This window comes from Luteibacter sp. NPDC031894, assembly GCF_050273135.1.
Taxonomy (GTDB): Bacteria; Pseudomonadota; Gammaproteobacteria; order Xanthomonadales; family Rhodanobacteraceae; genus Luteibacter.
Genome location: NZ_JBNNMV010000001.1, coordinates 351,087 through 377,333, shown reverse-complemented (window position 1 = coordinate 377,333; position 26,247 = coordinate 351,087). Strand labels below are relative to the sequence as shown.

The following is a 26,247-nucleotide window of genomic DNA, read 5'->3' as shown; positions in this document are numbered from 1 at the left end:
ACGCATCGATCATGTCAGCGACGAATCCACTCCACGATGAAATGCTCCGGCATCGACTGGACGCCGCGCTGGCCCAGGTCAATGGTGTGCTGCTCGGCAAGCCGCGCCAGGTCAAGCTGGCTTTCGCCTGCCTGATCGCCGGTGGCCACCTCCTGCTCGAAGACGTCCCCGGCGTGGGCAAGACCACGCTGGCGCATGCGCTGGCGGCCACGTTCGATCTCGAATTCCAGCGCATCCAGTTCACCAGTGACCTCCTGCCTTCCGACATTATCGGTGTCAGCGTCTACGAGCGCGAGAGGGGGGAATTCCGCTTCCATCCCGGACCCATCTTCACCAGCCTCCTGCTTGCCGATGAAATCAACCGCGCGACGCCCAAATCGCAGAGCGCCCTCCTCGAGGCGATGGCGGAAGGCCAGACGACGGTCGACGGCGTCACGCGCGAATTGCCGAAACCCTTCTTCGTGGTCGCCACGCAGAATCCGCTCGACCTCGCGGGCACGTTCCCGCTACCGGACTCGCAGCTCGACCGGTTCATGTTGCGCCTGAGCCTGGACTATCCGGATCCCATCGCCGAGCGCGCACTGCTGGTCGGCGAGGATCGTCGCGACATGATGGCGGGCCTTACACCACGCCTCGACATCGCCTCCATCGGTCAGTTGCACGCGGCGGCCCTCGCGGTGAAGGCCAGCGGCACGCTGCTCGATTACCTGCAGGCCCTGCTCAGCGCAAGCCGCAAGCACAATGAGGTGCGCGTCGGCCTGTCGCCGCGGGCAGGTCTTGCACTGCTGGCCGCGGCGCGCGCGTGGGCACTGATCAGCGGCCGCGACTATGTCATTCCGGAAGACCTGCAGACGGTCTTCGTACCGACCGCGGCCCATCGCCTCGTGCCCGCGCGCGGCAGCCACCGCGAAGCCATCGCCCGCGCCATCCTCGCCGAGACGCCGGTGCCCTGATGCTGCCGCAGGCCCAGCGGGTGGTGGCCTGGGCGGAACGCCGCCTGCCCTCGCTCACCCGGTTGCGACGGCCAGAACCGTTGCCAATCCAGTTGCATCGCCGGCGCATCTACATCGTGCCCACGGGCTTCGGCGTGGGCTTTTCCATCCTGCTCGCGGTGATGCTGGTCGGCGCCCTGAATTATGCGAACAACGCGGCGCTGATGCTCACCTGCCTGTTGGGAGCCGCTGCTTCCGGCAGCATGCTCGTCGCCTTCCGCGTACTCAACGGCCTCGTCATCGGGGGTGTCCGCGCGGGTACGGCGCGGGCGGGCGAGGCCATCCACGTATCACTCGACGTGGGTGCCAGCCAGCGCGAGCGCATGGCCGTGCGCCTGGACGTGGCGGGCCGCGAATTCGCGTTCGTGGTGCCCGCCGGTGGCGCGAGCACCGTGGAATTCGAACTGCCCACCGAGTTCCGCGGCTGGCTCGCCTTGCCGCGCATGCGCGTGCATAGCCGGTGGCCGCTGGGCCTGTTCCGTGTCTGGAGCTGGCTGCATCCCGATCGCGCGGTGCTCGTTTATCCGCGGCCGGAGCCCCTGGGTCCGAAACCGTTCGAGCCGCGCGGCGACACCGACCGCGGTCGTCCGCGCCCCGGCGACGAGCCGGCCGCGCTGCGTGAGTATCGCCCCGGCGACCCACGCCGGCAGATCGCATGGAAGCTCAGCGCGCGCCACCACGGACTCCTGGTGAAGGACCTCGAACAGCCAGCGCCCCAGGAAGACTGGCGACTGGACTGGGATGGCATGCACGGGCTCGACGATGAATCCCGCATCGCGCGGCTCGCACGGTGGATCGACGAGGCAAGGGAGTCGGGCCGGCGCTGGAGCCTGCGGCTTCCCGATGCCTATTTCGACGTCGCCCAGGGCGACGAGCACTACCACCGCTGCATGACCGCCCTGGCGCTGCGGCCATGACCGGTTTCCGTCCGTCCCTGCGCCGCGGGCCGACGAGCGAGCCAGTACTGGGCAAGCGCTCGTTCGACCTGCTTTGCCTCACCATGGGCTTCGTGCTGCTGGTCCATGCGGCACACCTGCCATGGTGGCTCACGCCGACGCTGGCGATCATCCTCGTCGCGCGCTGGCAGCAGCGACGCAGCGGCGGTCGCAATGCCCCGATCTGGATCAAGCTGCCGCTCATCGGCCTGCTGCTCGGCGCCATCATCGTGCAGAACGGCACGCTTTTCGGGCGCGAACCGGGCAGCGCGTTCGCCGTCGGCCTGCTCGTGCTCAAGCTGCTGGAGAGCGAGCACCGCCGCGATGCCCGTGTCGGCGTCGCGTTCGCCTGCTTCGCTCTCATGAGCGCCCTCCTCTTCGACCAGGGCCTGGTCGCCAGCTTCTTCGTATGCCTGGGCATCGTGCCGGCACTGGCGACGCTGCGATCGCTCGAAGAAGTGGAGCCGGAGGCGACGCCGTGGAAGCGCGAGTTCACGCCCGTGTTGCTGGCGCTGCTCGCCGCCGTCCCGCTGTCGCTCTTCGCCTTCCTTTTCGTCCCACGCCTCAGCACGCCCTTGTGGGGCACGCCGCAGAACGCCGAAGCAACGACCGGGCTGTCCAATCGCCTCGCGCCCGGCGACATGATCGACCTGATGACGGACGACACGCCCGCGCTCCGCGTGAGTTTCGTCGGCGCGCCGCCGCCGAACACGGCGCGCTATTTCCGTGCGTTCACCATGCAGTGGTTCGACGGCCGGGCGTGGATGCCCGGCTTCCGCCACGCGAATCGCCCGCCATCGAACGCGGAGTACGCGAGCCGCACCGCGTACCAACTGTCGCTCGAGCCGACGCACGACCGCGTCGTCCCCATGCTCGACCTGCCGATCGAGGCGCCCGCCGATACCGTCATGCGGGCCGACCACACCGTCCTGGCGACGAAGCGGATCGACGAAGTGACGACGTTCGCGGGACTCGCGGCGACCAGCTATCGCCTGGAGGCAACGCTGGACGAAGCCGTCCGCGAGGAGAACCTCCAATTGCCCGCGGGTGTAGGACCTCGTGCTCGGGCGCTGGCGGCATCCTGGGCGCAGCGCTATGGCGATGACCGCGCTGCGATTGCCCGTGCCGCGCTGGCGCTGTTCCACACGGATTTCTCCTATACCCTCGCACCCGCGCCGCTCGGCCGCGACCGTATCGACGATTTCCTCTTCGCTACCCGCGAGGGCTACTGCGAACACTACGCCTCCGCCTTCACCTTCCTCATGCGCGCGGCCGGCCTTCCCGCGCGGGTGGTCACCGGGTACCAGGGTGGATACTGGAACCGCACCGCCAATTACCTGCTGGTCCGCCGGTCCGATGCACACGCCTGGTCGGAGGTCTGGTTGGCGGGCCGGGGCTGGGTCCGCTTCGACCCGACCGCGGCGGTCCGTCCCGAACGCGTACAGCTGGGCGCCGCCGCGGCGAACGCCGGGCACGGTGGCGACGGGGGCCTGTTCGACATGCCCTGGCTTCGCGACTTCCGCGACCGGTGGGACGTCGTCAACCAATGGTGGAACCGGGGCGTTATCGGTTTCGACGCGCTACGTCAGCAGGGACTGCTGCAGCCGTTCGGCATCGCCCGCGCCGAAGTGTCGGAACTGGCCATGATCTTCGCCCTCGGGTGCGCCTTGCTGGTCGCCGTGGCGCTGGGTTGGGCCCTCTTCCAGCGCCGCGAAGGCGATGCCCTCGACGCGTCGATGCACCGGCTCCAGCGAAAGCTCGCCCGGGTGGGCGTGTCGCGAAGGCCGGGTGAAGGACCCAGGCATTTCCTTGCACGCGCCGCGCGCGCGTTGCCCGGGCATAGAAATGCGCTGGAAAGGTTGAGCGAGCTCTACTTGCGGTCGCGCTACGGGCATGACGAACCGCCGCCTGAATCGGTTATCCGATTCCGTCGGGAGGTGAAGGAATTAAAGGCGCGCCGCGTGGTCAAATAAGGGCATGGTGTCGGCCGTGCCCGGTACTCAGGAGACGTGACATGTCCATGTACAAACCGCTGGCCATCGCCGCGGCGACTCTCGCACTCGGCGCCTGCGCCACGGTGCCCCAGCCGCTGCAGGGTCAGTTCAACGACGTATCCACGGCCGGTGCCCAACAGGGCGGCGCGCCCGGCGCCAAGGTGCGTTGGGGCGGCGAGATCATCAAGACCGAGCCCGGCCCGCAGCAGACCTGCTTCTTCGTGCTGTCCGAACCGCTCGACGACCAGGCGCGGCCTACCGCCGGCAAGACCGAGAGCCAGGGTCGCTTCGTCGCCTGTCGCGATGGCTTCTACGACCCGGAAGTCTTCGTCCGCGGTCGCGAGATCACGGTGACCGGCACATTGCGCGGCGCCGTCACGCAGAAGGTCGGCGACTTCGATTACGCCTACCCGCGGGTCGAGGCGGATGTGGTTTACCTGTGGCCGAAGCGCGTACCGGTCACCCGTTACCCGTCCGGCTTCTACGATCCGTTCTGGGGTCCGGGCTGGGGTCCGTACGGTTACGGTCCGTGGGGCGATCCGTTCTGGTACCGCCCGCGCACGATCATCGTGCCGCGGCCGGTCTATCGCGCACCGCCGCCGCCGCGACCGCACAAGTGATGTGAATCAAGAAGCCGGCGAAAGCCGGCTTCTTCGTTCCGCGATATACCGACCTCGCCGTGTCGCACCCTCAGCCCGGCGGCCACGTCATCTGCCGGCCGGCCAGCAGGTGTACGTGGATGTGGAAGACGGTTTGCCCGCCGTGGCCGTTCGTGTTGATGACCGTGCGGTAGCCGTCCTTCGCCAGTCCCTGCTCGCGCGCATGGGTGGCCGCCGCGAGCAGGAGCTTGCCGAGGAGTTCGGCGTCGCCGGGAGCGGCATCGTCCAACGTGGCGATGGCCCGCTTCGGAATGAAGAGCACGTGCACCGGCGCCTGCGGGTTGAGGTCGCGGAAACCGAGCACGTCATCGTCTTCATAAACGATGTCGGCCGGGATCTCGCGGCGCACGATCTTGGCGAAAATGGTGTCGGTCATCCTGGTTCCTTGGGCGTATCAGCCGAGCGATTGGCGGCTGCCGAATGCGTGGGCCAGCGTGCCGCGATCGACGAACTCGAGCTCGCCACCCAGCGGCACGCCGTGGGCAAGACGCGAGGCACGGATGCCGGCGGCCTTGGCCAACTGGCCGATGTAATGCGCGGTGGCCTCGCCTTCGACGGTGGGATTGGTCGCGATGATCATCTCCTCCACCTCGCCTTCGCCGAGGCGCTCGACCAGCTGGGGCAGGCCCAATTCGTCGGGGCCGAGGCCATCGAGTGGCGAGAGACGTCCGAGCAGCACGAAGTAATGACCGCGATAGCCCGTGGCCTGCTCGATCGCTGCCAGGTCCGACGGCGATTCCACCACGCACAGCACCTGGCGATCGCGGCTGGCGCTCGCGCACAGGGAGCACACGGGCGTCTCGCTGAAGTTGCGGCAGCGCGTGCAATTGCCGACGTCGCGCATGGCGGATTCCAGCGCGGAGGCGAGACGGAGGCCACCCTGCCGCTCACGCTCCAGCAGATGGAAGGCCATGCGCTGCGCGCTCTTCGCGCCCACGCCGGGCAAGCAGCGCAGCGCGTCTATCAGTTCGCCGAGGAGGCGGGAGCCATTGCTCATCGTCAGTGATGGTCGGGCCGTCAGAACGGCATCTTGAAGCCGGGGGGCAGGTTGAGCCCCGCGGTGACACCGCCGAGGCGGCTGCGGCTCAGTTCAGCGATCTTGTTGACCGCGTCATTGACGGCGGCGGCAACGAGGTCCTCGGCCATCTCGGGATCGTCGGCGAAAGCCTGACGGTCGATGTGCACGGAGCGTACTTCGTGGCCACCGCTCATGGTCACGGTGACGAGGCCACCGCCGGCACTGCCGGTGATTTCCGTCTTGGCGAGTTCGTCCTGCGCACGCTTCATCTCGTCCTGCATGCGCTGGGCCTGCTGCATCAGCTGACCGATTTGACCTTTCACGTTCCTGGCTCCACGGGTTTGATCGATTGCGGGATGACGCGCGCGTCGAAGTCACGCTTGAGCGTCTGTACGAGCGGATCGGCTTCGAGGGAAGCCTCCGCGTTGGCCTGGGCGTCGCTCGCTGCCTGCGCCCTGCGTTCCGCCGGCGTACCGAGGTTGCCCCGGTCCGCGACGAAGCGGAAACGGATGCGGCGGCCGAGCGCGTGCGAGACTTTTTCTTCCATCTGGCTGGTGAGCGGTTCCACCGCCAGGTGCATGTGCGACGGCGTCAGCGCCAGCACCATGCTCTCGCCGTCTATCTCGCGGAGCGAGCAGTTCTGCGCCAGCTGGCCAATGGGACCGCGCAGGTTCGCGCGCTCGATGACGTCGTGCCAATCCGGCAGGCCGTTCGCACCGACCGCGATGGGACGTGGCGGGGCCGCAGGTGCCGGCGCGGGAGCGGGGGTTGGCGGCGCCGCCTGGGCGGCGACGGGACGTGTCGCCGGCGCAGGCGCGGCAGGCGCGGGACGGGGTGCTTGCGCGGCCGGTGTGGGGCGCGAAGGCGCGGCTTGCTGCTGCGGGGCAGCCGCACGCGATGCGGGCACGCCCTGCCCAGCTTCCGCCGGCCGGAACGCATGCATGCGCAACAGCACCATCTCGAAACCGATGCGCGCGTCGGGCGCCATCGGCAACTCGCGCCGCCCATTGGTGGCGATCTGGTAATAGAGCTGGACGTCTTCCGGCGCGAGCCGGCCCGCCAGCTCCGCGAGGCCCGCGTCGCTCTCCTCGCCGCGGTAGCCCGGTACCAGCTGGATCAGCTGGATCCGATGCAGCACCGTGGCCAGGTCGTCCAGCACGCCAGCGAAGTCCGGCGAGAACGAAGCGATGCGATCGGACTCCGCCATGAGCGCGGCGCCGTCGCCGGCTGCCAGGGCCTCGAGCACGCCCAGCACCTGACCACGCTCGACGCTGCCGAGCATGGCGCGCACGTCGGCCGCGCGCAGGGAGCCACCGCCGTAGGCGATGGCTTGGTCTAGCAGCGAGAGGCCGTCGCGCAACGAACCGTCGGCGCCGTGGGCGAGCTCGCCGATGGCCTCGTCTTCGTACTCGATCGCCTCGGCAGCGAGGATGTGCCGCATCTGCCCGGAGATCTGCTCCGGCAGCAGGCGTTTCAGGTTGAACTTGAGGCAGCGCGACAGCACCGTCACCGGCAACTTCTGCGGGTCGGTGGTCGCAAGCAGGAACTTGACGTGCGGCGGCGGCTCTTCCAGCGTCTTCAGCAAGGCGTTGAACGCCGGCTTCGAGAGCATGTGGACCTCGTCGACGAGGTAGACCTTGAAGCGACCGCGCGATGGCGCGTACTGCGCGTTCTCGATCACCTCGCGCACGTCGTCCACGCCAGTGTTGCTGGCCGCGTCGATTTCCAACAAGTCGACGAAACGACCGGCGTCCACCGCGGTGCAGACCGCGCACTCGCCACAGGGATCGGCGGATTCACCGCGCTCGCAGTTGAGCGACTTGGCGAAAATGCGCGCGATGGTGGTCTTGCCGACGCCGCGGGTACCCGTGAACAGGTAGGCATGGTGCATGCGCCCGGAGTCGAGCGCGTTGGTGAGCGCGCGGACCACGTGCTCCTGGCCCACCAGTTCGGCGAACTTGCGGGGGCGCCACTTGCGTGCGAGGACCTGATAGGACATGGGTAGTACCTTGGGACGACAGTGGATTGTGCCAAGGACCGGGGGGTCGTGAAAGCTCACCCCGAAAAGGCGATGACCCTGCCAGCCACACCCCGGCACCCGAATCGACCGCTACCGTTGCTTCCTTCCGGACCTGGCGGGATTTACGGTCTATCGTCGCGGGGGGACCGACAGGGCCACCATAAAGACAGTGTTGTGGCGGAGAGGGCGGGATTCGAACCCGCGATACGCTATTAACGTATACACACTTTCCAGGCGTGCTCCTTAAACCACTCGGACACCTCTCCGCACTGGTACAACCTCTTCCCCGGCTTCCTGTCCGGCAAAGAAGCGGAAGAATAACGGGATGGGACTAGGGAGACAAGGGTTTCGCCGGGCGGGTCAGCCGGCCGTGGCGCGTGGTGGTCGCGGTTTCGGCAGGGCCAGGCGCTCGCCGGGCCTTGCGATGCGGTAACCGCGCGCGACGAGGGTTTCGCCGTCCGCGACGCTGCCGTAGTGGTAGAGGGCCATCCGCAGGCGGAAGTCCTCGTCGTATTCCCGCTCGAGGTCGTCCACGCCAGTGTGCGACGGATTGCCGACCACGCCGCAATCGTGCGCGATGAGCTCACCGCTCGCGCCATGGATCGCCAGGACCTCGGGGATCGGGCGCGTGTCGCCGGTGAAGACGAAGCTCCCGTGCAAGGCCAGCCCGTACGACGTACCGTGGACGTGATGACGGGTCGGGAACAGGTCGAACCACTGGCCTTCGTGCCAGAACCCCCGCGTGCATGGGATCAGGTGGAAGGCTTCCCAGTAATTCACGCCGCCTTCGGCCAGGGCGCCGGGATAGTCGGCCACCCTCGCCTGCAGCCACGGCAGGAGCGCCGCGTGCAGGAACACCTTCGTGCGTCCGCGCCGCGCTTCGTCGAACCAGGAGCGCAGGAAGAGGCCTTCCATGCCGGCCACGTGATCCATGTGGGCGTGGGTGACGTAGAGTGCCGGAGGCAGGCCGCCATAGGCCGCGACATAGCGATGAAGTGTGTCGGGTCCGCAATCCACCAGCAGCACCGGTTGCCCGTCGCGCTCGAGGACGACGGCCGACGAACCCAGCTCGACCGCCTGCGATGCGCCGGCACCGAGGAAATGCAGGTTCCAGCTCATTCGCGGAGGCTCCGTTCATAGTGATCGACCAGCGCCGGCCACCACTCGGCGTCGAAGGTGTCGCCGGCCGCGTCACGCGCGCCGATCTTCACGAGCGAGCGCTTCAGCCGCGACAGATTCGATTTGCGCCATCCGGCGGCGGGCGGGCGCAGGCGACCGCGGTCGAAATCGATGAGGTAGACGTCGTCTCCGTGCACGAGGATGTTGTGCGCATTGAGATCCGCATGCCAGGCGCCGACGCGGTGGAAACGGGCGATCATGGCGCCCACGCGACCGGCCAGCGCCGCATTGAACGCACCGTCGGCCAGCCGCTCGGCCAGCGTGGCGGCATCCGGGATGAAGGCCGTGATGAGGTCGGCCGAGTAACGAAGGCCGTGCCGCACATAGCGCGCGGCGATCGGCGCCGGCACGGGCAATCCGCGTTCCGAGAGCTCGACCAGGAGACGAAATTCCCGGGCGCTGCGCGTCCGCTGTCCGCCCGTGAACAGGTAGCGGTCCCCGAAGAGCCGCGCGACCATGCCGCCGCGGCGATAATGGCGGAGGACGGCCTCGCCAGCAGGCGTGTCGATGATCGCCACACCGCCCCGGCCGCCCGGCTGGGAGCGCAATCCGCCGCGCTCGCGCCAGCGGTGGGGCGAGAACCAGTCGGCGTCGACTTGAGGTACACGGGCCGTGTCGAACAGAATCGTGCCGCCCGCGCCCTCCTCCACTCGTTGCTCTGTCATTTGACGGCCGCCTGCGCGGCCCCACCCATCCGGTAATCCAATCGTGCCAAGTCTACCAAGCCGCCCCCTCCCGCCGGGAGACTCCAGCCTCTGCATCCTGCGTACGTCGGCCATCGGCGACGTGACCCACGTGGTACCGCTGGTCCGTACCCTGCAGGCGAAGGCGCCTCGGACACGGCTCACCTGGATCGTGGGCAAGCTCGAGCGGCGTCTTGTCGGCGACCTTCCCGGCGTCGAGTTCGTCACCTTCGACAAGGGTGCCGGACGTGCCGGCGCGAAAGCGGTAAGGGAGGCCCTGGCAGGACGGCGTTTCGACGCGCTACTGCACATGCAGGTGGCCCTGCGCTCGAACCTGCTCAGTCTCGCCGTGAAGGCGGACCGGAAGATAGGCTACGACCGCGCCCGATCAAAGGACTTGCACGGTCTGTTCGTCAATGAGCGAATCCCTGCCCGCAGCGGCGAACACGTGCTGGACGCCCTGGCGAGCTTCATCGAGCCGCTGGGCCTGAAGCAGACGGAGGTGCGCTGGGACATTCCCGTTCCCGACGAGGCGACCGACTGGGCGGCGGCGCAGTTGCCGGGCGACGCGCCGACGTTGCTGGTCAGCCCCATGTCCAGCCATGCGCTGCGCAACTGGCGCGTCGAGCGCTACGCCGCCCTCGTTGACCACGCCACGGCGCGCGGCATGCGCGTGGCGCTGGTAGGCGGCCCTTCCGAGGGCGAGCGAGCCTTGGCGGACGCGATCCTGGCAGCGGTGCGACAGCCGCCCCTCGACCTGACCGGCAAGGACACCCTGAAGCGTTTCATGGCGCTGCTTTCACGCAGCGCCATGATCCTCACGCCCGACTCCGGCCCCATGCACATGGCCAACGCAGCGGGCGTGAAAGTCCTCGGCCTCCATGCCGCGAGCAACCCGCATCGCTCCGGACCGTACTCCGACCGCCGCTGGTGCGTGGACAAATACGACGAGGCCTCGCGCAAGTACCTCGGAAAGCCAGCCGCCGAGATTCCCTGGGGAACGAAGATCGAGAAACCGGGTGTCATGGACCTGGTCGAGGTCGACGACATGATCGACCGGTTCGAAGCCTGCGCCGCACACCTGCAGATCCCCCTGCACGGCTGACCACAGAAGCGGCGCGAAAAGCTCAGCCTTGGGGCGCGCGATAATCCTGGTACGACTTCTCTTCCACCAGCGTCGAACCCAGCTTCAGGTTGATCTCGCGCTTGATCGCCGCGCGTTCGTCGTTCTCGATATATACCGAGCGCGCCAGCGTGATGAACTCCTCATCGAACGCCTGCGCGCGCTCCTTCATGCGGATGTCGTCCTCGATCTTCCACAGGCGTTGGTTCACCGCGAGGAGACGCGCCGTCTCGTCGGCGATGTCGATCTCCGATACCTTGTCGTTCTTCCAGGTGGCATCCAGCAACTCGAGTTCGTTGCGCACGTTGGCCAGCTTCGCCTCGTCCTTGATCTCCTGCAGCTTGATCTGCAGGATCGTCATCTTGTCGATCAACTCGCCGTAGGAAACGGGGGTCTGGATGAGGCTCATGGCAATCTCCGGTCGGTCAGGCGCGGGAGCGTAGCAGTTTTGCGACCTAGAGCGACACGAGGCCAAAGCTGTCCAACAGCAGCACGATATTCAGCCCCAGTACGACGAGGGCGGCGACGATGGCGGCGATCGTCACGGGCAGGCGGTTACGGAAGGTGCCCATCAGGTCGCTGCGGCTGGTGAACCAGACGAGCGCGATCATCGGGAACGGGAGTGCGATGCTCAAGGCGACCTGGCTCATGACCAAGGCGTGGGTGGCATCGACGCCCGCCAGGACCACCGCGAAGCTCGGCAGCATCGTGATCGCACGGCGCAACCACAGAGGAATGTGGAAGGCCACGAAGCCCTGCATGATCATCTGTCCCGCCATCGTGCCCACGACCGAACTGGAAAAGCCCGAGGCGATCAGGGAAACGAGGAAGATCGTCGCGGCCGCGCCGCCGAGCAGCGGCACGAGCGTCTGGTAGGCGGTTTCGATCTTGGCCACGTCGGGATGGCTGCCATGGAACGCTCCCGCCGCCATGACCACCATGGCGAGGTTGATGAGTCCCGCGACGGATAGCGCCAGCACGACTTCAAGGTTGGACAAGCGGATGATCCGCCGGCGCTCGTCCTTCGTCTTCGGCCGGGCCCGGCGCTCGGTGAGGCCCGAGTGCAAGAACAACGCATGCGGCATGACGGTCGCGCCGATGATGCCGACCGCGATGGCGATCGCGGCACTGTCGGGCAGGTTGGGCACGAAGATCTGTTGCCCCAGCGACTGCCAGCCTATGGGCGCGATGAACAGTTCCGCGAGGTAAGACAGCCCCACCACACCCACCAGGGCGCCGATCACGAGTTCCAGTCGCCGGTAACCCCTGCCCTCCAGGAGCAGCAGACCGTAGGTGACGATCGCCGTGATACCCATGCCGACCAGCAGTGGCAAGTGGAACAGCAAGGCGAGGCCGATCGCACCCCCAAGGAACTCGGCAAGGTCGGTGGCCATGGCGGCGAGCTCGCTCACGACCCACATCAGGTAAACGAGGGGTCGGGGCAGATGCTCGCGGCAGAGTTGGGCCAGGTTCCGGCCGGTGACGATGCCGAGCCGAGCCGACAGGCTCTGGAACAGCATAGCGACGAGGTTGGCGAGCACGACGACCCAAAGCAGCGCGTAGCCATAGCGCGCGCCGGCCTGGATGTTGGTGGCGAAGTTGCCAGGGTCGATATACGCCACCGACACGACGACGGCGGGCCCTGCGAAGGGCAACAAGGCGGACAGGCCCCGGCGCTGCCCATCGAGCACCTCGCGCATGGCCGGTTCTTCGTGCCGCTCCGGGGACACTTTCTGGAGCATGCTCAAGATCCCGTGGCGGCGACGGTGGCGCCACTTGCGGCCACCATACTACAGCCGCCCCGCGGGTTCGGCCGGCGTGTTTTCCGGCACTTCCGCCGGCGCGGCTTCGATCCGGACCGCATGCTCGCTCGGCTTGATGGGCTTGCCCCGCGCGTCGGCCACGCCTCGGGTTAGCTCCGCGCCCATGAGCACGATGATCGACGAGTAATAGGTCCAGGTCAGCAGCACGATGAAGGCACCCGCCGGGCCATACGCGCCTCCCACGTTCGAATACTGGATATAGAGGCCGATGGCGTACTTGCCCGCCAGGAAGAGGACCGTCGTCAGTACCGCGCCGATGAGCGCTTCGTCCCAGTCGATGACGGCGTCGGGCAGCACCTTGTACATCGCCCCGAACGCACTGACGAAGACAATCACGGAGATCGCGTACTCCACGATCTTCCACACGGTCCCATCGCCCCGCACGACGGCCTGGATGAGCGCACTGACGAGGAAGGAAATGATGAGCATGAAGGTGATGCCGCCCAGGAGAGCGAAGGCCCGCGCACGCGCGCGCAGCCAGGCTCCCACCGCCTCCCCCGGCTTCGCCTTCACCCGCCAGACGCGGTCGAGCGTCGCCTGCAGCTGCGCGAACACCGCCGAAGCACCGAATAGCGTCACGCCGATACCGATGATGCCGGCCAAGTCACCCAGCTTGGGGTGAGATTTCGCACTCGCGATGACGCCGTTGAGCGCTTCCGCCGCACGGTCACCGACCACGCCGGCCAGGGCCTGCGACAACTCTCCCTGCCACGCGGGGTGCAACATCGAGACCACCCACACGAGGAGGAGGAGCAACGGCGCGAACGACAGCGCCGCGTAGAAGGACAACGCCGCCGCGCGCGTCATGAGCTCGTCGTCGCTGAATCCATCCACCGCCGACATGATCGTGTGCCTGATGCCACGCAGGGCCTTCATCGTTTCATTCCTCCTGTTTCCGCCACCTTCGCGGGGAGGAGATAAAAACCGGGCGCAGGCCCCGTGAAGGAGACGCGAGACGGACGCTCAGCGGATGCCCTCGTCGCGCTTCCGCAGCTTCTCCATTTTCTCTTCGCCCTTCTCGATTTTCTTGTCCCGATCCTTATGGACCGGCTGGTCGCCCTCGGCAACATAGTTGTTGTTCCGATCGCCCGACTGCGGACGATGGTCACGTGGCTTGTCGTTCATGGCTGCCTCCGGTGTGCGAGTACATCGTGCCGGGGGTGCCGGCGACGGAGCAGCGTGGCCCGGAACGGCTCGGCGTACCGTCGTCTGCGCGTCACGGCGACGATCACATCTGCCGCGTCCTGCGCCGACCGGCTCAAGTTCTTTCGAGCGCTGCCGATTAGCGGAGCACCCAAGGTAGGGATAGCCTCATGCCCGTACAACACGCTCGCCACATCAACCTTCGCGCCGTCCTCGCCCAACTGGAGCGCGAGGGCATTTCCGGCTATGAAGACCAGGCCCACCACCTCGGCAATGTCACCGCCCAACGGCTCGCCAGCATGGACCAAGGGGCGCCGATCGACGTTCTATTCGCCGAACACGTCGAGTGGGCCCTGAATCGTCGCCGCGGCTGGATGGACGACCTGCACGAGGACGATCCGCTGGAAGCGTGAGGCCGTAGCCGCTTCCCCTGCACGCGGCGCTTACGTTCCTTCGACGGGCAGCCGCCCCAAGGCTTTTCTTGCTGAACGCGCGTGTCTTCTGGCGAAGGCACGTTTTCGGCACCTTCACCTCGCCCGCCCATCATTCGTTACTTGCACAACAGCGACGGGAGCTGTCATGGATGCGTCGGCGGAGTGGGTAATGGCCTGGATGGATCTGATCCTCGATTCGACTGCCCTGCGCGAGGCTGCAAGGCACGGCGACATCGAGGCCGTCCGTCTTGGCGCGCACTCGATCGCCGTGAGGGCGAAGCGGCACGGCTTCCATAGCCTGTCGCACAAGGCCGCATCCCTGGTGGGCCAACTGCGCTCTGAAGTCGACGCACCTCCCTCGGCCTATGCGCAATCGGTGGAGGAGATCGCCCGGCAGGTGGACTCCATCGGGCGCGAGCGCGGGGGGTGAGGCGCACGTCGGCCGGGGTGATAGATGGCACAGGAATACCTGCGCGCAGTCCCGCATCAGTGGCCAATGCGGGTGTCGATCGTTACGTCAGTCGCTAGTGCCGCCCAACAAAAAGGCCCTGCAAATAAATGCAGGGCCTTTTGCTAACTGGCGGAGAGGGAGGGATTCGAACCCTCGGTACGCTTACACGTACGCCTGATTTCGAGTCAGGTACATTCGACCACTCTGCCACCTCTCCGGGAACGGTCGACGGCAGGGTTTGAGCCCTGCCGGGCCCGCAATGATAGTGGGTCTCCCGTGTCGTGACAACAGGATTTCGATGCGGCATCCTGCGGGGACATCCGGGCGCGTATGGCGCCCTTCCCCACGCTCTCCAAGGCCCACATGATCGAGTTCGGACACGGCACGCACACGGGGCTCCGCCGCACGCGCAACGAGGACACCTACTACGCCGATGCCGGGCTCGGGCTTTTCCTGGTCGTGGACGGCATGGGTGGCCACCGGCATGGCGAGGTCGCTTCCGCCACGGCGCGCGATGGCGTCGTGGCGCAGGTCGCCGCTGGGCAGTCGCTCGTGGACGCCATCCAACGAGTTAACGAGGCGCTGATCGCCCGCTCGAGCGGCCTTGCCGAGTCCCGCCCCATGGGCACGACGATCGCCGCCGTGCGCGTCGTTGGACAACACTACGAAGCCGCCTGGGTGGGCGACAGCCGGATCTACCGCTGGGACGGAGCGCTCCAGCGCCTTTCTCACGACCACTCCATCGTGGAGGCATTGGTCGAAGCCGGCGAACTGACCGAACAACAGGCCCGCATCCATCCGCAGCGAAGCGTCCTGACCCAGGCGCTCGGCATTACGTCGCCGGACCAGTTGCACATCGGCCTGGCGCGCGGCGAACTGACTGCCGGCATGCGCCTGCTGTTATGCACCGACGGGTTGACCGACGAAGTCGAGGACCGGCGCATCGGCGAGATCGTGTCGCGCACCGACATCGCGGCGCAGGAATGCGTCGACCATCTGTTGCTGGAAGCGCTTGGCGGCAACGGACGCGACAACATCACCGCCATCCTCTTGCGCGTCGCAGGCTAGTGCACGGTTTCTGCTTCCCGTTCGCCTTCCAGCTTGCGCCAGATGCTTTGCCCGCCGGCGGCCTTGTCGAGGGCGTCCAGACGTTGCGCGTGCAGCGCGAGTTCTTCCTCGGTGGCGCGCAGCACGATCGGCCGGCGGGTGATGACGATCTCGCCGAGCACGTTCGCGCCGCGGTCGTCGGCCGAGCTGTCGAAGGCGAAGTCGAGGGCCACCTGGCCCGAGGTCATCGCGATATAGACATCCGCGAGCAACTGCGCATCGAGCAGGCCGCCGTGCAGGTCGCGGTGCGCGTTGTCCACGCCGAGGCGCCTGCATAGCGCGTCCAGGCTGTTGCGCTGGCCGGGATACATCGCGCGCGCCATCAGCAGCGTGTCGAGCACGGTCGCGTGGTCGGTGACCTGGCCGTAGTGCGCGCCCGCCAGCTTCAATTCCGCGTTGATGAAGCCCACGTCGAACGCGGCGTTGTGGATGATGAGCTCGGCGCCGCGAATGAACTCGAGGAACTCTTCCACCTTGTCGCGAAAGAACGGCTTGTCGAGCAGGAATTCATCCTGGATGCCGGTGACTTCGCGCGCGCCCTCGTCGATGGCGCGCTCGGGATTGAGGTACGTGTGGAACGTCCGTCCGGTGGGACGGCGGCCGATCATCTCGACGGCGCCGATTTCAATGAGGCGGTGACCGAGGTGCGCTTCGAGGCCGGTGGTTTCCGTATCGAGGACGATCTGTCTCACGCCACTTTCCCCTTCGCCTTGTAGATGATGGCCTGGTCGCGCGCGGCGACGTCGACGCGTTCGTTCTCCACGTGCCCGTTATGGCCCTTCACCCACTCCCAGGTGACGGTGTGCGCGGCGGCGGCTTCGTCGAGGCGAATCCACAGGTCCTGGTTCTTCACCGGTTTCTTGTCGGCCGTCTTCCAGCCATTGCGACGCCACTTCGGCACCCATTCCTGCACGCCTTGCATGACGTACTTCGAATCGGTCATGAGGTGCACGTTGCAGCGCCGGGTGAGCGCCTCGAGGGCCGAAATGGCCGCCATCATTTCCATGCGGTTGTTCGTCGTTTCCGCTTCGCCGCCGGAGATCATCTTTTCGATGCCCTTCGCGCGCAGCAGCGCGGCCCAACCGCCCGGGCCAGGATTGCCCAGGCAAGCGCCATCGGTAAATGCTTCAACGGTTTCGGTCATGGGGTACGTCAGGTTATCGATTCGCGGGCATTGCGTCGTGCGCCGGAGGCCAGCGTGCCGGGTATCGGGGAGGGCACGGCCGCGGCGCGGGGCCGCAAGGGTACCGCTGCCGGGCGCTTTTTGCGCGCTACCAGCAGGTATCCACCGCCCACGAGCGATTCGCCGACGGCGGCACCGCCCGCGCGCGGCCATGCGCTGCCCAACCGGCGCGGCATCGACAGCTCGAATTCGTCGCGCACGAGGCGCTGGCTCCACCACCAGGGCCAGGTGAGGCGCGGCCGGATGCCGCGACTCTGTCTCGCCACCCAGGGAGACCAGAGGCCCACCGGATGCACACCGGTGATGGCGAGCATGCCGCCCGGCGCGAGCACGCGGATCGCTTCGTCGAGGAGGTTGTCCTGGCGGGCGGTCGTTTCGAGGGCGTGCCGCAGCAGTACCACCCCGAACGCCTCGTCCACGAACGGCAGGGCTTCCAGGCCGCTGGCGCGCACGTCGCCTCCCAGGGCCCCTCCCGACACGCGGAGCGCCACCCAGTGGCCCAGGAGCGGAATCGCCGGCGGCTCAGCCTGGGCCGCCGCCGTGAGGTGCAGGCCGTGCTCGCCGGTGCACCGCGCGAGCAGGGGCGTGAGCACGCGCGTCTCATCGGCGAGGAGCTTGCCGATCTGCGGCGTCGCGTAGATGTCGGGGGTGAACTGGACCATGCGCTTCGAGTCTAACGGGTTGGACGTGGCTAGAGCGGTTAATGAGTTTCTAACGAGTGAGATATACCCGGCTGATATAGTCCGGCGGCCCCGCCCGGTCCGTACCTGTCCCGGCGGCCATTCCTTGGGTGTTCGCGCCCTATCGACGTAACGGAGCACGCCCGATGCATTGGGTACCCGTCGCGGCCTTGAGCGACAACTACATCTGGCTGGTCGCCGACGACGAAGGCAACGCCTTCGTCGTGGATCCCGGTGAAGCCGCGCCCGTCGAAGCCGCGCTGGCCGAGCGCGGATGGACGCTGCGGGCCATCCTTCTTACGCACCACCACAACGATCACATCGGTGGTGTGTCCGACCTCGTGCGCAACCACGACGTCGAGGTCTATGCCTCGGGCGATCCGCGCATCCAGCCCAAGAACCAGATCGTCGGCGACGGGGACGTCATTACCCTGGATGCGCCGAAGGCGACGTTCAAGGTCATGGCCGTTCCCGGACACACGCTGACGCACATCGCCTATACCGGCGAGGGCTTCCTGTTCTGTGGCGACACGCTGTTCAGCGTCGGCTGCGGCCGGTTGTTCGAGGGTACGCCGGAGCAGATGCTCGCCTCGCTCGACCGCTTCGCCGACCTGCCGCCTGAGACCCTGGTCTGCTGCGCCCACGAATACACCGCGGCGAACATCCGGTTCGCGCTCACCGTCGATCCTGACAACGCCGAGCTACGTCGTCGTTCCGACGAGGTGGCGCGCCTTCGCGCCGAGGGCAAGCCCAGTGTGCCGAGCCGCCTCGCGGACGAGTGCGCCAGCAATCCGTTCCTGCGCGTCGACAGCAAGGCCATCGCCCGCTGGGTGAACGCCCAGGGCCAGGACCACGCCACGCGGACGGAGCGCTTCGGCGCGCTGCGCCGGGCCAAGGACACCTTTACCGCATGAACGTACTTCATCGCCGTCTCCTGCCCACGCTCATTCCGCTCTTCCTTACCGCTTGCGCCGGTGGCGTGTCGAAGCCGGTGCCGCAGCAGCCGGCGGCAACCGTCGCCCCGGTCGCACCGGTGGAAGACGTCGCCATGGCACCGAAGCTGCTGCGCCCGGCGCGTCCGGCGGATTTCTGGTCCGACATGCGCGAGAGCTTCGCCCTGCCCGGCTGCGAGGCCGACCCGAAGGTGCTGGCCTGGGCACGCACGTACACGAAGCAACCGAACCGCTTCGAACAGAACGTCAACGAAGTGCTCCCGCTGATCGTCTATGCGCACAAGGCAGCGATGAACCACAGCGTGGCCGGCGAGTTCGCGCTGCTTCCCTGGGTGGAAAGCCAGTACCGCCACGTTCCGGGCGCGAAGAACCGGCCGGCGGGCATGTGGCAGATCATGCCGCAGACGGCACGCACGCTTGGCCTCCGCGTGGAGAAGAACTACGACGAGCGCCTCGACATCGCCAAGTCCACGGAATCGGTGATGCGCATGATGCGCCGCTATTACGACGACCTTGGCGACTGGCGCCTGGTGGACGTCGCTTACAACGCCGGCGAGTTCGGCCTGAAGAAGAAGCTCGACAAGCAGGGCGATGTCGGCAACGACGGAGGACTGCCCGATGTGCCGATGAAGGCCGTCACCAAGGAGCACCTCGTGAAGCTCATGGCGATCGCCTGCATCGTGCGCGATCCCGCACGCTTCAATGTCTCCCTGCCCCGCAGGGACACCGAGGACGCCCTGCAGGTCGTGCAGGTGTCGAGCCCGCAGTCGCTCGCCCAGGCGGCGAAACAGTCGGGTCTGTCGATGGACGACCTGCGTGACTTCAATCCCGCCTACCGCACCAGCAAGGGCACCATCAGCGCCAGCCTCCTCCTGCCCAAGTCCGCGGCCGACCAGTACAAGCTGGGGCCGGTGGCTCCCGTGGCGAACGCACCGGACGTCGTGGCGGGCGCCACCGATGCGGCCGCCGCCTCGTTGCCGGCAGCCACGAAGCCACACGGCAAGGGGAAGACGAAGGCCTCCGTCGCCAAGGCGTCGAAGAAGGCGTCGACGAAGGCCGCTGCGAAAGACGAGCCGCAGATCGTGTTCTACAAGGTCAACAGTGGCGAATCGCTCTGGTCGATCGCCCGCCGTCACCAGGTGAGCGTCGACCAGTTGATGAAGTGGAACGATCTCCAGACCCAGGCGGTAAAGCCTGGGCAGGTCTTGAAGCTGACGGCGTCGCGCTGAGTTAAAGCTGCACGACGTCCCACTGCACGTCCGGGCTCACGTCGGCGCCGTAGTCGACGCCCTTGGCCTCGAAGCCGAACAGCTTGATGAAGTCGTGCTTGTAGCCGGCATAGTCGGTGACCTGCCAGAGGTTCTCCGTGGTGACGGTCGGCCACAGCGCCTTGCACTCGCCCTGCACGTCGTCGCGCAGTTCCCAGTCGTCGAGGCGCAGACGGCCTTCGGCGTCCGTCTCGGGCGCCACGCCATCCGTACGGTACAGGCGGTCATGGAACAGGCGATTGATCTGTTCGATGGTGCCCTCGTGGATGCCCTTCGCCTTCATGATCTTGAACACCATCGAGACGTAAAGCGGAATGACCGGGATGGCCGAGCTGGCCTGGGTCACTACCGACTTCATCACGCCGACATACGAGCGCAGGCCCTTGTCGGCATGGCGCTCACGCAGTGCCTTGGCCGTGCGGTCGAGGTGCTGTTTTGCCTGGCCGAGCGTGCCGTGCCAATAAATGGGCCAGGTGATCTCGGTGCCGACATAGCTGTACGCGATCGTCGTGGCGTCGTTGGCGAGCACGCCGGCGTCGCTCAACGCGTCGATCCAAAGCGCCCAGTCCTCGCCACCCATGACGGTGACGGTGTCCTGGATCTCCTGCTCCGTCGCCGGCTCGACCGTTGCCTGCACCACGGCATCCTTGTTCGTGTCGACCGACGAGGCGGTGAACGTCTCGCCGATGGTCTTGAGCGCGGAACGCACGACTTCGCCCGTCTTCGGCAGCTTGCGCACGGGCGAAGCCAGCGAATAGACGACGAGGTCGACCTTGCCGCCCATCTCGTTCTTGATGATGTCGATAGCGCGGGCGCGCGTTTCGTCGGCGAAAGCGTCGCCATTGATCGAACGGCTGAACAGGCCAGCCTCCCGCGCCAGCCTGTCGAACGCCGCGGAGTTGTACCAGCCCGCCGTACCCGTCTTCGTCTCGCTCGACGGCTTCTCGAAGAAGACGCCAAGCGTTGCCGCGCCGTGGCCGAAAGCGGCCGTGATACGCGATGCCAGGCCATAACCGGTGGAGGCGCCGATCACGAGCACGTTCTTGGGGCCGTCGGCAAACGTGCCGCTGGCCTTGGTGATGGCAATCTGTTCTTCGACGTTCGTCGCGCAACCGACCGGGTGTGCGGTGGTGCAGATAAAGCCGCGGACCTTGGGCTGGATAATCACGGGGTGTCCCTTTGACGCAGTGAGACGCGCATTGTAAACGCGGCGGCGGGCCATGCGCCTCCGCATGGACGGACGGCAAAAAAAACCCCTCCGGAGAGGGGTTTTCGATCGGACGCTCGTTGTTACATGCGGTCCTGGGCGATCTTGATCTCGCCGCGGGACTTCAGCGCCTCGATGTATTCCATCGTGGCGGCCTGGGCCATCGCGTCCATCATCTGCCCGCGCAGCGCATCGCGCTGGGCCTTCTCTACCTTGGACGGGTCGCCATCCACGACCTTGTCCACGGCGACGAGCGCATAGGCGCCATTGTCCGTCTTCACCGTGGTCCAGTTCGGCTTGCCGTCCACCGGGTGCGGCAAGGTGAAGGCCTGCTGCAGGATCGCGGCCGGCACATCGGTCATGCTGCCGAGCTTGCTGCGGTCGACGCCGGCAAGCGTGCGCACAGGCGCCTTCGCCAGCGTGGCCACGTCGCCGCCCTTGGTCAGTGCAGTGGCCAGTTCGTCCGCGCGCTTCTTCGCCAGGACGTCGACGCGCTCGTCGAGGATGCGCTGGCGGATGGCGTCGGTGACCTCGGCAAGCGCCTTCGGTGCCGCGGCGTTGTGCTTGGCGAGGTGCATGACCACCGCGTCGCCCTTGTCCACCTGGACCAGCGACGAGTTGTTGCCCTGCGCCAGGACGTCGTCCGCAAAAGCCGCGGCGACGAACTTCGGGTCGGCCGGAATGCCCGGGCCACCTTCGCGGCCGAACAGCGGCGATGTCTTGATCTCGAGGCCCAGCTCCTTCGCCGCCGGCTCGAGCGAACCCGGGTTGCGCTCGGCGAGGTCGGCCAACTGGCCGGCGCGCTCGTTGTAGAGGCGCTCGCCTTCGTTCTTCGCCCAGTCGGAAGCAAGCTGCGCGCGCACTTCGGCGAACGGCTTCGCATCGCCGTCGCGAGCGTCGCGCAACCAGATGATGTGGTAGCCCTCTTCAGGCGACAGCACCGGCTCCTTCGTGACCTCGCCCTTCTTCATGCCGAAGAGAGCGGTGTCGAAGGCGGCGTTGGCCACGCCCTTTTCCAGCCAGCCGAGATCGCCGCCCGCACGCTTCGAACCGAGGTCGTCGGAGTTCTCGGCAGCCAGCTTGGCGAAGTTTTCAGGCGTGGCTTCCGCGGCGATTTTTTTCGCCTTCTCGAGCGCGGCCTTCTGCTGCTCCGGCGTGGCGTTCTTCGGCACGTTCACCAGGATGTGCGACGCCTCGCGCTGCTCCGGCTGGGCGTAACGCTGCTTGAACTTGTCGTAGTACTCGTGCAGCTGCGCGTCGGTGGGCTCGCCCAGCTTGAGGTCGGCCTGCTTCACTTCCAGGTACTGCACCGATACCTGTTCCGGCGTGGTGTAGTCGGCGATGTGCGACTTGTAGAACGCCTCGATCTCGCTGTCCGGCACGTTGGCATCGGTGAGCGAAGGACGCGGCAGTTCGACGAAGCGAAGGTCGCGCTGCTGCATGCGCAGCCGGAAGAAGCCATCGACGTCCGCCTCGCTGACCAGGGTGGTGTTCGAAATGGCCTGCGGAATGAGCTGGGTGGCGAGCGAATTGCGCACCCGCGCCTCGTACATGCCCGGGCTCATGCCCTGCATGGCGAGGACGGCACGGTAGGTCTCGGGGCTGAACTGGCCGTTGACCTGGAAGCCGGGGTCGCTGCCGATCGCGTCGCGCACGCTGACATCGGAAACGGCAAGGCCGAGGTCCGTGTTGGCCTTCTGCAGGAGCGCCTGGCTGATCATGCCGTCGAGCACGCGCTGCTTGAGTTCGGGCTTTTCGAGGTCGGCCGCCGTGAACGGCGAGCGCGGGTCCTGCGCGGCCTGCTGGCGGAGTTCGTTGAGTCGCTGCTGCCAGTCCTGTTGCGAGATCTCGTGATCGCCGACCTTGGCTACATAGGTATCGACGTGCGAGACGAAGTACGACTCGATACCGAAGAACGCAACGGCGAAAACGGAGATTCCGAGGACGATGGCGGCGGGCCAGCCATGGATCTTGTTACGCAGGGCTTGCAGCATGATGCGACTCGCGAAAGGTAGATAAAACAAAGGCGCCACGCGGGCGCCTTTGCGGACCAATGGCGGAGTGGACGGGACTCGAACCCGCGACCTCCGGCGTGACAGGCCAGCATTCTAACCGACTGAACTACCACTCCACTTCCGTCTGGTGGGTGCTGAGGGGATCGAACCCCCGACCAGCGCCGTGTAAAGGCGACGCTCTACCGCTGAGCTAAGCACCCTCGACGGTAAGACCGTTTAGTTTACGTGATCCTTGAGCGCCTTGCCAGCCGTGAAGGCCGGGACCTTCGAGGCGGGGATCTTGATCTCTTCGTTGGTGCGCGGGTTGCGGCCGGTGCGGGCGGCACGGCTGCGCACCTTGAAGGTGCCGAAGCCAACGACGGCGACATCGTCACCCTTCTTCAGGGCGTCCTTGACGGCTTCGATGAGGCCCTGGAGCGCGCGGCCGGCATCGGCCTTCGACAGTTCGGCCTTTTCGGCGATGGCGTCGATAAGCTCGGATTTATTCATTACGTAACTCCCTTCAAAGGTAATTCGAACCGCCGGACGGCGATCCTTCACGAGAAGACGTCAGGTTGCGAACGCCACCTTCGGCGACAGCTCGACAACCCCGCGATCCAGTGCGCCCTTGCGGCGCGGGCGATGGCGGTGTGGCCTTTATACCAGCGCCCCCCCACCATCGCAAGACAAGCAATACCAAGGCTTTCAGCACATGTGCATCGTTCGGGGAGGCTTGCGCGGAAGGCAAAAAACGATTATCGCGAAGTGTCGATGACAGGACGACGAAAACGAAAAGGGCGCACTTACGTGCGCCCTTGTTCGTGACACGGAACGATGGAGCGGTCAGTGCGTGAGCGACGGCGACGACTTGCCCTTGCCACGCTTCCCTTGCGCACGCGGCACCTCGACGGCGTTGCCGTTGTCCCCTGCCTTCTTCACGCCGATCGGCCGTTCGAGGACGAGGTCCAGCACTTCGTCGATCCACTTCACCGGATGGATGTCGAGCGAGCCGGTGATGTTCTCCGGAATGTCGGCCAGGTCCTTCTTGTTCTCCTCGGGGATGATCACCGTGGTGATGCCGCCGCGATGCGCCGCGAGCAGCTTTTCCTTGAGACCCCCGATCGGCAACACACGGCCGCGCAGGGTGATCTCGCCCGTCATGGCCACCTCGGAGCGCACCGGCACCTTCGTCAGCGCCGAGACGAGCGCCGTGCACATGGCGATGCCCGCACTCGGACCGTCCTTGGGCGTGGCGCCCTCCGGCACGTGGATGTGGATGTCGAGCTTCTCGTGGAAGTCCGACTCGATACCCAGGCCCGCCGCCCTCGCGCGCACGACGCTGAGCGCCGCCTGGATCGATTCCTTCATCACGTCGCCGAGCTGGCCGGTGTGGATCAGCCGACCCTTGCCCGGGACCACCGAGGCCTCGATGCTGAGGAGGTCGCCGCCCACCTGGGTCCAGGCGAGACCGGTGACCAGGCCCACCTCGTTCTGCTGTTCCGCCCGACCGAAATCGAAGCGGCGCACGCCGAGGTAATGGTCGAGGTTTTCGCCGTGAACGCTGACATGGCCCGGTGCCGCGACCTTGCCCTTGCTCTTGCCGGCCTTCGCCTTGACCGGCTTGGCCTTGGCCTTCTCCGGCACGGTACCCAGCGCCAGTTCCTTCACCACCTTGCGGCAGATCTTGGAAATCTCGCGCTCCAGGTTGCGCACGCCGGACTCACGCGTGTAGTAACGCACGATGTCGCGCAGCGCATCCTCGCCCACGTCAAGCTCGTCGGCCTTCAGGCCGTTCGCCTTGAGCTGCTTCGGCAGGAGGTACTTCTGCGCGATATTGAGCTTCTCGTCCTCGGTGTAACCCGGGATGCGGATCACTTCCATGCGGTCGAGCAGCGGACCGGGAATGTTCAGCGAGTTCGCCGTGGCGATCCACATCACCTCGGACAGGTCGAGATCGACCTCCAGGTAATGGTCGTTGAATGCGTTGTTCTGTTCCGGATCGAGCACTTCGAGCAGCGCCGATGACGGATCGCCACGGAAGTCCATCGACATCTTGTCGATCTCGTCGAGCACGAACAGCGGGTTCTTCGTGCCGACCTTGTTGAGGTTCTGCACGATACGGCCCGGCATGGAGCCGATGTAGGTACGGCGATGGCCGCGGATCTCGGCCTCGTCGCGCACGCCACCGAGGCTCATGCGCACAAACTTGCGATTGGTCGCCTTCGCAATCGACTGGCCGAGCGACGTCTTGCCGACGCCGGGCGGACCGACGAGGCAGAGGATCGGGCCCTTCATCGTGTTCACGCGCTGCTGCACGGCGAGGTATTCGAGGATGCGCTCCTTCACCTTCTCGAGCCCGAAGTGATCGGCGTCGAGGGTCTCCTGCGCCAGCGCGAGGTCCTTGCGGACCTTGCTGCGCTTCTTCCACGGCACACCCACCACCCAGTCGAGGTAGTTGCGCACCACCGTGGCCTCGGCGGACATCGGCGACATCTGCTTGAGCTTGTTGAATTCCTGGCGCGCCTTCGCGAGCACGGCGGTCGGCATGCCGGCAGAGTCGATCTTCTTCTGCAGTTCCTCGATCTCGTTCGCGCCCTCCTCGCCCTCACCCAGTTCCTTCTGGATGGCCTTCATCTGCTCGTTGAGGTAGTACTCGCGCTGGCTCTTCTCCATCTGCGACTTCACGCGGCCGCGGATGCGCTTCTCGACCTGCTGCAGGTCCATTTCACCATCGACGAGGCCGATGAGGAGTTCCAGGCGCTGGCCGACGTCGGCCGTCTCGAGCACGCGCTGCTTGTCCGCCATGCGCACGGAAAGGTGCGCGGCGATGGAATCGGCGAGGCGCGACGGATCGTCGATGCCCGACAGCGTCGCGAGGATTTCCGGCGGGAGCTTGCGGCTCTGTTTGACCAGTTGCTCGAACAACGAGACGAGCGAGCGCGACACGACGTCGAGTTCGCGTTCGTTATTGCTGTAGATGGGCTCGATGACGCGGGCCCGCCCGCTCATCATGCCGGCTTCGTCCTCGAACGCATCGATCTGCACGCGCGACTGGCCTTCGACGAGCACCTTGACGGTGCCGTCGGGCAGCTTCAGCAACTGCAGGACGCCCGCGAGGGTGCCGACCGAGTGCAGGTCGCCGATGGCTGGATCGTCGATGTCGGGGCTCTTCTGCGCGACGAGCAGGATTTGCCGCTCACCTTCCATCGCCCGCTCCAGCGCGCGCATGGATTTGTCGCGACCCACGAACAGCGGAATGACCATGTGCGGGTAAACGACGACGTCGCGCAGGGGCAGGACCGGCAACAGGTCCAGCTCGGATCCGCTCGTGGTTTGGCTGCGATTCTTCGCCATGTGGTTGGGGTTTCCCTCGGGTGAGTGGGGGCGCGCCTCGACACTGC

27 protein-coding genes, 4 tRNA genes and 1 other RNA gene are annotated in these 26,247 nt (G+C 66.5%); 10 read left to right on the top strand and 22 right to left on the bottom strand.

The window, feature by feature from the left end:
• The first annotated feature begins 11 nt into the window (after positions 1-11).
• Genes ACQKIE_RS01955 through ACQKIE_RS01940 form a run of 4 tightly spaced genes read left to right on the top strand, consistent with a single transcriptional unit; the run spans position 12 to position 4,541 of the window.
• Complete coding sequence (locus ACQKIE_RS01955) at positions 12-953, top strand: AAA family ATPase (RefSeq protein ID WP_427455235.1); 942 nt, start codon at positions 12-14, stop codon at positions 951-953.
• Positions 953-1,909 (top strand): DUF58 domain-containing protein, encoded by a 957-nt coding sequence (locus tag ACQKIE_RS01950; RefSeq protein WP_427455233.1) that lies wholly within the window; start codon positions 953-955, stop codon positions 1,907-1,909. The genes ACQKIE_RS01955 and ACQKIE_RS01950 overlap by 1 nt, the downstream gene beginning before the upstream one ends.
• A complete protein-coding gene (locus ACQKIE_RS01945) occupies positions 1,906-3,900 on the top strand; it encodes a transglutaminase TgpA family protein (RefSeq protein WP_427455231.1) in 1,995 nt (664 codons plus the stop codon). Before ACQKIE_RS01950 ends, ACQKIE_RS01945 begins: the two co-directional genes overlap by 4 nt.
• Before the next feature lie 41 nt (positions 3,901-3,941).
• Entirely contained in the window at positions 3,942-4,541 is a 600-nt protein-coding gene (locus ACQKIE_RS01940; RefSeq protein WP_427455228.1) for a Slp family lipoprotein, read from the top strand.
• A gap of 70 nt (positions 4,542-4,611) precedes the next feature.
• Here the strand turns inward: ACQKIE_RS01940 and ACQKIE_RS01935 are convergent, their stop codons facing one another.
• The 8 genes from ACQKIE_RS01935 to ACQKIE_RS01900 all read right to left on the bottom strand — a co-directional run bounded on the left by ACQKIE_RS01935 (position 4,612) and on the right by ACQKIE_RS01900 (position 9,462).
• Positions 4,612-4,956: a histidine triad nucleotide-binding protein gene (locus ACQKIE_RS01935; protein WP_427455226.1), complete on the bottom strand. Its 345-nt coding sequence runs from the start codon at positions 4,954-4,956 to the stop codon at positions 4,612-4,614.
• An 18-nt stretch (positions 4,957-4,974) separates the two neighbouring features.
• Positions 4,975-5,577 (bottom strand): recombination mediator RecR, encoded by a 603-nt coding sequence (recR, locus tag ACQKIE_RS01930; protein WP_427455224.1) that lies wholly within the window; start codon positions 5,575-5,577, stop codon positions 4,975-4,977.
• Between the two features lie 20 nt (positions 5,578-5,597).
• Positions 5,598-5,921, bottom strand: coding sequence for a YbaB/EbfC family nucleoid-associated protein (locus ACQKIE_RS01925; RefSeq protein WP_331543957.1), 324 nt, complete (start codon positions 5,919-5,921; stop codon positions 5,598-5,600).
• Positions 5,918-7,597 carry a DNA polymerase III subunit gamma/tau gene (dnaX, locus tag ACQKIE_RS01920; protein WP_427455222.1) on the bottom strand — a complete coding sequence of 560 codons (1,680 nt, stop codon included), beginning with the start codon at positions 7,595-7,597 and terminating at the stop codon, positions 5,918-5,920. The genes ACQKIE_RS01925 and dnaX overlap by 4 nt, the downstream gene beginning before the upstream one ends.
• 76 nt (positions 7,598-7,673) lie before the next feature.
• Positions 7,674-7,770, bottom strand: an RNA gene (ffs, locus tag ACQKIE_RS01915) — signal recognition particle sRNA small type.
• A 23-nt stretch (positions 7,771-7,793) separates the two neighbouring features.
• Positions 7,794-7,884 (bottom strand) — tRNA-Ser (locus ACQKIE_RS01910).
• A 94-nt stretch (positions 7,885-7,978) separates the two neighbouring features.
• On the bottom strand, positions 7,979-8,737 hold the full coding sequence (locus tag ACQKIE_RS01905; RefSeq protein ID WP_427455220.1) for an MBL fold metallo-hydrolase: 759 nt from the start codon (positions 8,735-8,737) through the stop codon (positions 7,979-7,981).
• Positions 8,734-9,462: a 3-deoxy-D-manno-octulosonic acid kinase gene (locus ACQKIE_RS01900; RefSeq protein WP_427455218.1), complete on the bottom strand. Its 729-nt coding sequence runs from the start codon at positions 9,460-9,462 to the stop codon at positions 8,734-8,736. Before ACQKIE_RS01900 ends, ACQKIE_RS01905 begins: the two co-directional genes overlap by 4 nt.
• A 43-nt stretch (positions 9,463-9,505) precedes the next feature.
• Here ACQKIE_RS01900 and ACQKIE_RS01895 point away from each other — a divergent pair, with 43 nt between their 5' ends.
• Positions 9,506-10,585 carry a glycosyltransferase family 9 protein gene (locus ACQKIE_RS01895; protein WP_427455216.1) on the top strand — a complete coding sequence of 360 codons (1,080 nt, stop codon included), beginning with the start codon at positions 9,506-9,508 and terminating at the stop codon, positions 10,583-10,585.
• 22 nt (positions 10,586-10,607) lie between these two features.
• On the opposite strand, the gene ACQKIE_RS01890 is transcribed toward ACQKIE_RS01895, so the two are convergent.
• The 4 genes from ACQKIE_RS01890 to ACQKIE_RS01875 form a co-directional block, all read right to left on the bottom strand.
• Positions 10,608-11,012 (bottom strand): DUF6165 family protein, encoded by a 405-nt coding sequence (locus ACQKIE_RS01890; RefSeq protein ID WP_427455214.1) that lies wholly within the window; start codon positions 11,010-11,012, stop codon positions 10,608-10,610.
• Positions 11,013-11,058: 46 nt separating this feature from the next.
• Positions 11,059-12,345, bottom strand: coding sequence for an Nramp family divalent metal transporter (locus ACQKIE_RS01885; protein WP_427455212.1), 1,287 nt, complete (start codon positions 12,343-12,345; stop codon positions 11,059-11,061).
• A 48-nt stretch (positions 12,346-12,393) separates the two neighbouring features.
• Positions 12,394-13,302, bottom strand: a complete 909-nt coding sequence (locus tag ACQKIE_RS01880) for a YihY/virulence factor BrkB family protein (protein ID WP_427455210.1) — start codon at positions 13,300-13,302, stop codon at positions 12,394-12,396.
• Positions 13,303-13,389: 87 nt separating this feature from the next.
• Positions 13,390-13,551, bottom strand: a complete 162-nt coding sequence (locus tag ACQKIE_RS01875) for a hypothetical protein (RefSeq protein WP_427455208.1) — start codon at positions 13,549-13,551, stop codon at positions 13,390-13,392.
• A gap of 188 nt (positions 13,552-13,739) precedes the next feature.
• Between ACQKIE_RS01875 and ACQKIE_RS01870 the strand changes: the two genes are divergently transcribed.
• Entirely contained in the window at positions 13,740-13,982 is a 243-nt protein-coding gene (locus ACQKIE_RS01870) for a hypothetical protein (protein WP_427455206.1), read from the top strand.
• A 190-nt stretch (positions 13,983-14,172) separates the two neighbouring features.
• Positions 14,173-14,433 (top strand): hypothetical protein, encoded by a 261-nt coding sequence (locus ACQKIE_RS01865; protein WP_427455204.1) that lies wholly within the window; start codon positions 14,173-14,175, stop codon positions 14,431-14,433.
• A gap of 148 nt (positions 14,434-14,581) precedes the next feature.
• Here the strand turns inward: ACQKIE_RS01865 and ACQKIE_RS01860 are convergent.
• A tRNA-Ser gene (locus ACQKIE_RS01860) sits at positions 14,582-14,671 on the bottom strand.
• A gap of 146 nt (positions 14,672-14,817) precedes the next feature.
• On the opposite strand from ACQKIE_RS01860, the gene ACQKIE_RS01855 reads away from it, so the two are divergent.
• A complete protein-coding gene (locus ACQKIE_RS01855) occupies positions 14,818-15,522 on the top strand; it encodes a PP2C family protein-serine/threonine phosphatase (protein ID WP_427456771.1) in 705 nt (234 codons plus the stop codon).
• On the opposite strand, the gene dnaQ is transcribed toward ACQKIE_RS01855, so the two are convergent.
• Genes dnaQ through ACQKIE_RS01840 form a run of 3 tightly spaced genes read right to left on the bottom strand, consistent with a single transcriptional unit; the run spans position 15,519 to position 17,406 of the window.
• Positions 15,519-16,253: a DNA polymerase III subunit epsilon gene (gene dnaQ / locus ACQKIE_RS01850; protein ID WP_427455202.1), complete on the bottom strand. Its 735-nt coding sequence runs from the start codon at positions 16,251-16,253 to the stop codon at positions 15,519-15,521. The two genes, ACQKIE_RS01855 and dnaQ, sit on opposite strands and share 4 nt — an antisense overlap.
• A complete protein-coding gene (gene rnhA / locus ACQKIE_RS01845) occupies positions 16,250-16,705 on the bottom strand; it encodes a ribonuclease HI (protein WP_427455200.1) in 456 nt (151 codons plus the stop codon). Before rnhA ends, dnaQ begins: the two co-directional genes overlap by 4 nt.
• An 8-nt stretch (positions 16,706-16,713) precedes the next feature.
• Positions 16,714-17,406 carry a methyltransferase domain-containing protein gene (locus ACQKIE_RS01840; RefSeq protein WP_427455198.1) on the bottom strand — a complete coding sequence of 231 codons (693 nt, stop codon included), beginning with the start codon at positions 17,404-17,406 and terminating at the stop codon, positions 16,714-16,716.
• 164 nt (positions 17,407-17,570) lie between these two features.
• Here ACQKIE_RS01840 and gloB point away from each other — a divergent pair, with 164 nt between their 5' ends.
• Together gloB and ACQKIE_RS01830 are read left to right on the top strand one after the other, a co-directional pair.
• Entirely contained in the window at positions 17,571-18,338 is a 768-nt protein-coding gene (gene gloB, locus ACQKIE_RS01835) for a hydroxyacylglutathione hydrolase (protein WP_427455196.1), read from the top strand.
• Complete coding sequence (locus ACQKIE_RS01830; protein WP_427455194.1) at positions 18,335-19,606, top strand: transglycosylase SLT domain-containing protein; 1,272 nt, start codon at positions 18,335-18,337, stop codon at positions 19,604-19,606. The genes gloB and ACQKIE_RS01830 overlap by 4 nt, the downstream gene beginning before the upstream one ends.
• 1 nt (position 19,607) lies before the next feature.
• Here the strand turns inward: ACQKIE_RS01830 and fabV are convergent, their stop codons facing one another.
• The 6 genes from fabV to lon all read right to left on the bottom strand — a co-directional run bounded on the left by fabV (position 19,608) and on the right by lon (position 26,200).
• Entirely contained in the window at positions 19,608-20,813 is a 1,206-nt protein-coding gene (fabV, locus tag ACQKIE_RS01825; RefSeq protein ID WP_427455192.1) for an enoyl-ACP reductase FabV, read from the bottom strand.
• Between the two features lie 122 nt (positions 20,814-20,935).
• Positions 20,936-22,846: a SurA N-terminal domain-containing protein gene (locus tag ACQKIE_RS01820; RefSeq protein ID WP_427455190.1), complete on the bottom strand. Its 1,911-nt coding sequence runs from the start codon at positions 22,844-22,846 to the stop codon at positions 20,936-20,938.
• Positions 22,847-22,906: 60 nt separating this feature from the next.
• A tRNA-Asp gene (locus ACQKIE_RS01815) sits at positions 22,907-22,983 on the bottom strand.
• Between the two features lie 9 nt (positions 22,984-22,992).
• Positions 22,993-23,067 (bottom strand) — tRNA-Val (locus ACQKIE_RS01810).
• Between the two features lie 16 nt (positions 23,068-23,083).
• Positions 23,084-23,356: an HU family DNA-binding protein gene (locus ACQKIE_RS01805; protein ID WP_072321387.1), complete on the bottom strand. Its 273-nt coding sequence runs from the start codon at positions 23,354-23,356 to the stop codon at positions 23,084-23,086.
• A 333-nt stretch (positions 23,357-23,689) separates the two neighbouring features.
• Positions 23,690-26,200 carry an endopeptidase La gene (lon, locus tag ACQKIE_RS01800; protein WP_427455188.1) on the bottom strand — a complete coding sequence of 837 codons (2,511 nt, stop codon included), beginning with the start codon at positions 26,198-26,200 and terminating at the stop codon, positions 23,690-23,692.
• Positions 26,201-26,247 lie beyond the last annotated feature (47 nt).

Coding starts and splice junctions, on each gene's coding strand:
- ACQKIE_RS01900 (WP_427455218.1), bottom strand. CDS start 9,462: ATGACAGAGCAACGAGTGGAGGAGGGCGCGGGCGGCACGATTCTGTTC.
- ACQKIE_RS01830 (WP_427455194.1), top strand. CDS start 18,335: ATGAACGTACTTCATCGCCGTCTCCTGCCCACGCTCATTCCGCTCTTC.
- ACQKIE_RS01950 (WP_427455233.1), top strand. CDS start 953: ATGCTGCCGCAGGCCCAGCGGGTGGTGGCCTGGGCGGAACGCCGCCTG.
- dnaX (WP_427455222.1), bottom strand. CDS start 7,597: ATGTCCTATCAGGTCCTCGCACGCAAGTGGCGCCCCCGCAAGTTCGCC.
- ACQKIE_RS01935 (WP_427455226.1), bottom strand. CDS start 4,956: ATGACCGACACCATTTTCGCCAAGATCGTGCGCCGCGAGATCCCGGCC.
- rnhA (WP_427455200.1), bottom strand. CDS start 16,705: ATGACCGAAACCGTTGAAGCATTTACCGATGGCGCTTGCCTGGGCAAT.
- ACQKIE_RS01885 (WP_427455212.1), bottom strand. CDS start 12,345: ATGCTCCAGAAAGTGTCCCCGGAGCGGCACGAAGAACCGGCCATGCGC.
- ACQKIE_RS01820 (WP_427455190.1), bottom strand. CDS start 22,846: ATGCTGCAAGCCCTGCGTAACAAGATCCATGGCTGGCCCGCCGCCATC.
- ACQKIE_RS01805 (WP_072321387.1), bottom strand. CDS start 23,356: ATGAATAAATCCGAGCTTATCGACGCCATCGCCGAAAAGGCCGAACTG.
- ACQKIE_RS01840 (WP_427455198.1), bottom strand. CDS start 17,406: ATGGTCCAGTTCACCCCCGACATCTACGCGACGCCGCAGATCGGCAAG.
- ACQKIE_RS01955 (WP_427455235.1), top strand. CDS start 12: ATGTCAGCGACGAATCCACTCCACGATGAAATGCTCCGGCATCGACTG.
- ACQKIE_RS01855 (WP_427456771.1), top strand. CDS start 14,818: ATGATCGAGTTCGGACACGGCACGCACACGGGGCTCCGCCGCACGCGC.
- ACQKIE_RS01940 (WP_427455228.1), top strand. CDS start 3,942: ATGTCCATGTACAAACCGCTGGCCATCGCCGCGGCGACTCTCGCACTC.
- ACQKIE_RS01945 (WP_427455231.1), top strand. CDS start 1,906: ATGACCGGTTTCCGTCCGTCCCTGCGCCGCGGGCCGACGAGCGAGCCA.
- ACQKIE_RS01865 (WP_427455204.1), top strand. CDS start 14,173: ATGGCCTGGATGGATCTGATCCTCGATTCGACTGCCCTGCGCGAGGCT.
- gloB (WP_427455196.1), top strand. CDS start 17,571: ATGCATTGGGTACCCGTCGCGGCCTTGAGCGACAACTACATCTGGCTG.
- lon (WP_427455188.1), bottom strand. CDS start 26,200: ATGGCGAAGAATCGCAGCCAAACCACGAGCGGATCCGAGCTGGACCTG.
- ACQKIE_RS01890 (WP_427455214.1), bottom strand. CDS start 11,012: ATGAGCCTCATCCAGACCCCCGTTTCCTACGGCGAGTTGATCGACAAG.
- ACQKIE_RS01875 (WP_427455208.1), bottom strand. CDS start 13,551: ATGAACGACAAGCCACGTGACCATCGTCCGCAGTCGGGCGATCGGAAC.
- ACQKIE_RS01880 (WP_427455210.1), bottom strand. CDS start 13,302: ATGAAGGCCCTGCGTGGCATCAGGCACACGATCATGTCGGCGGTGGAT.
- ACQKIE_RS01905 (WP_427455220.1), bottom strand. CDS start 8,737: ATGAGCTGGAACCTGCATTTCCTCGGTGCCGGCGCATCGCAGGCGGTC.
- ACQKIE_RS01870 (WP_427455206.1), top strand. CDS start 13,740: ATGCCCGTACAACACGCTCGCCACATCAACCTTCGCGCCGTCCTCGCC.
- recR (WP_427455224.1), bottom strand. CDS start 5,577: ATGAGCAATGGCTCCCGCCTCCTCGGCGAACTGATAGACGCGCTGCGC.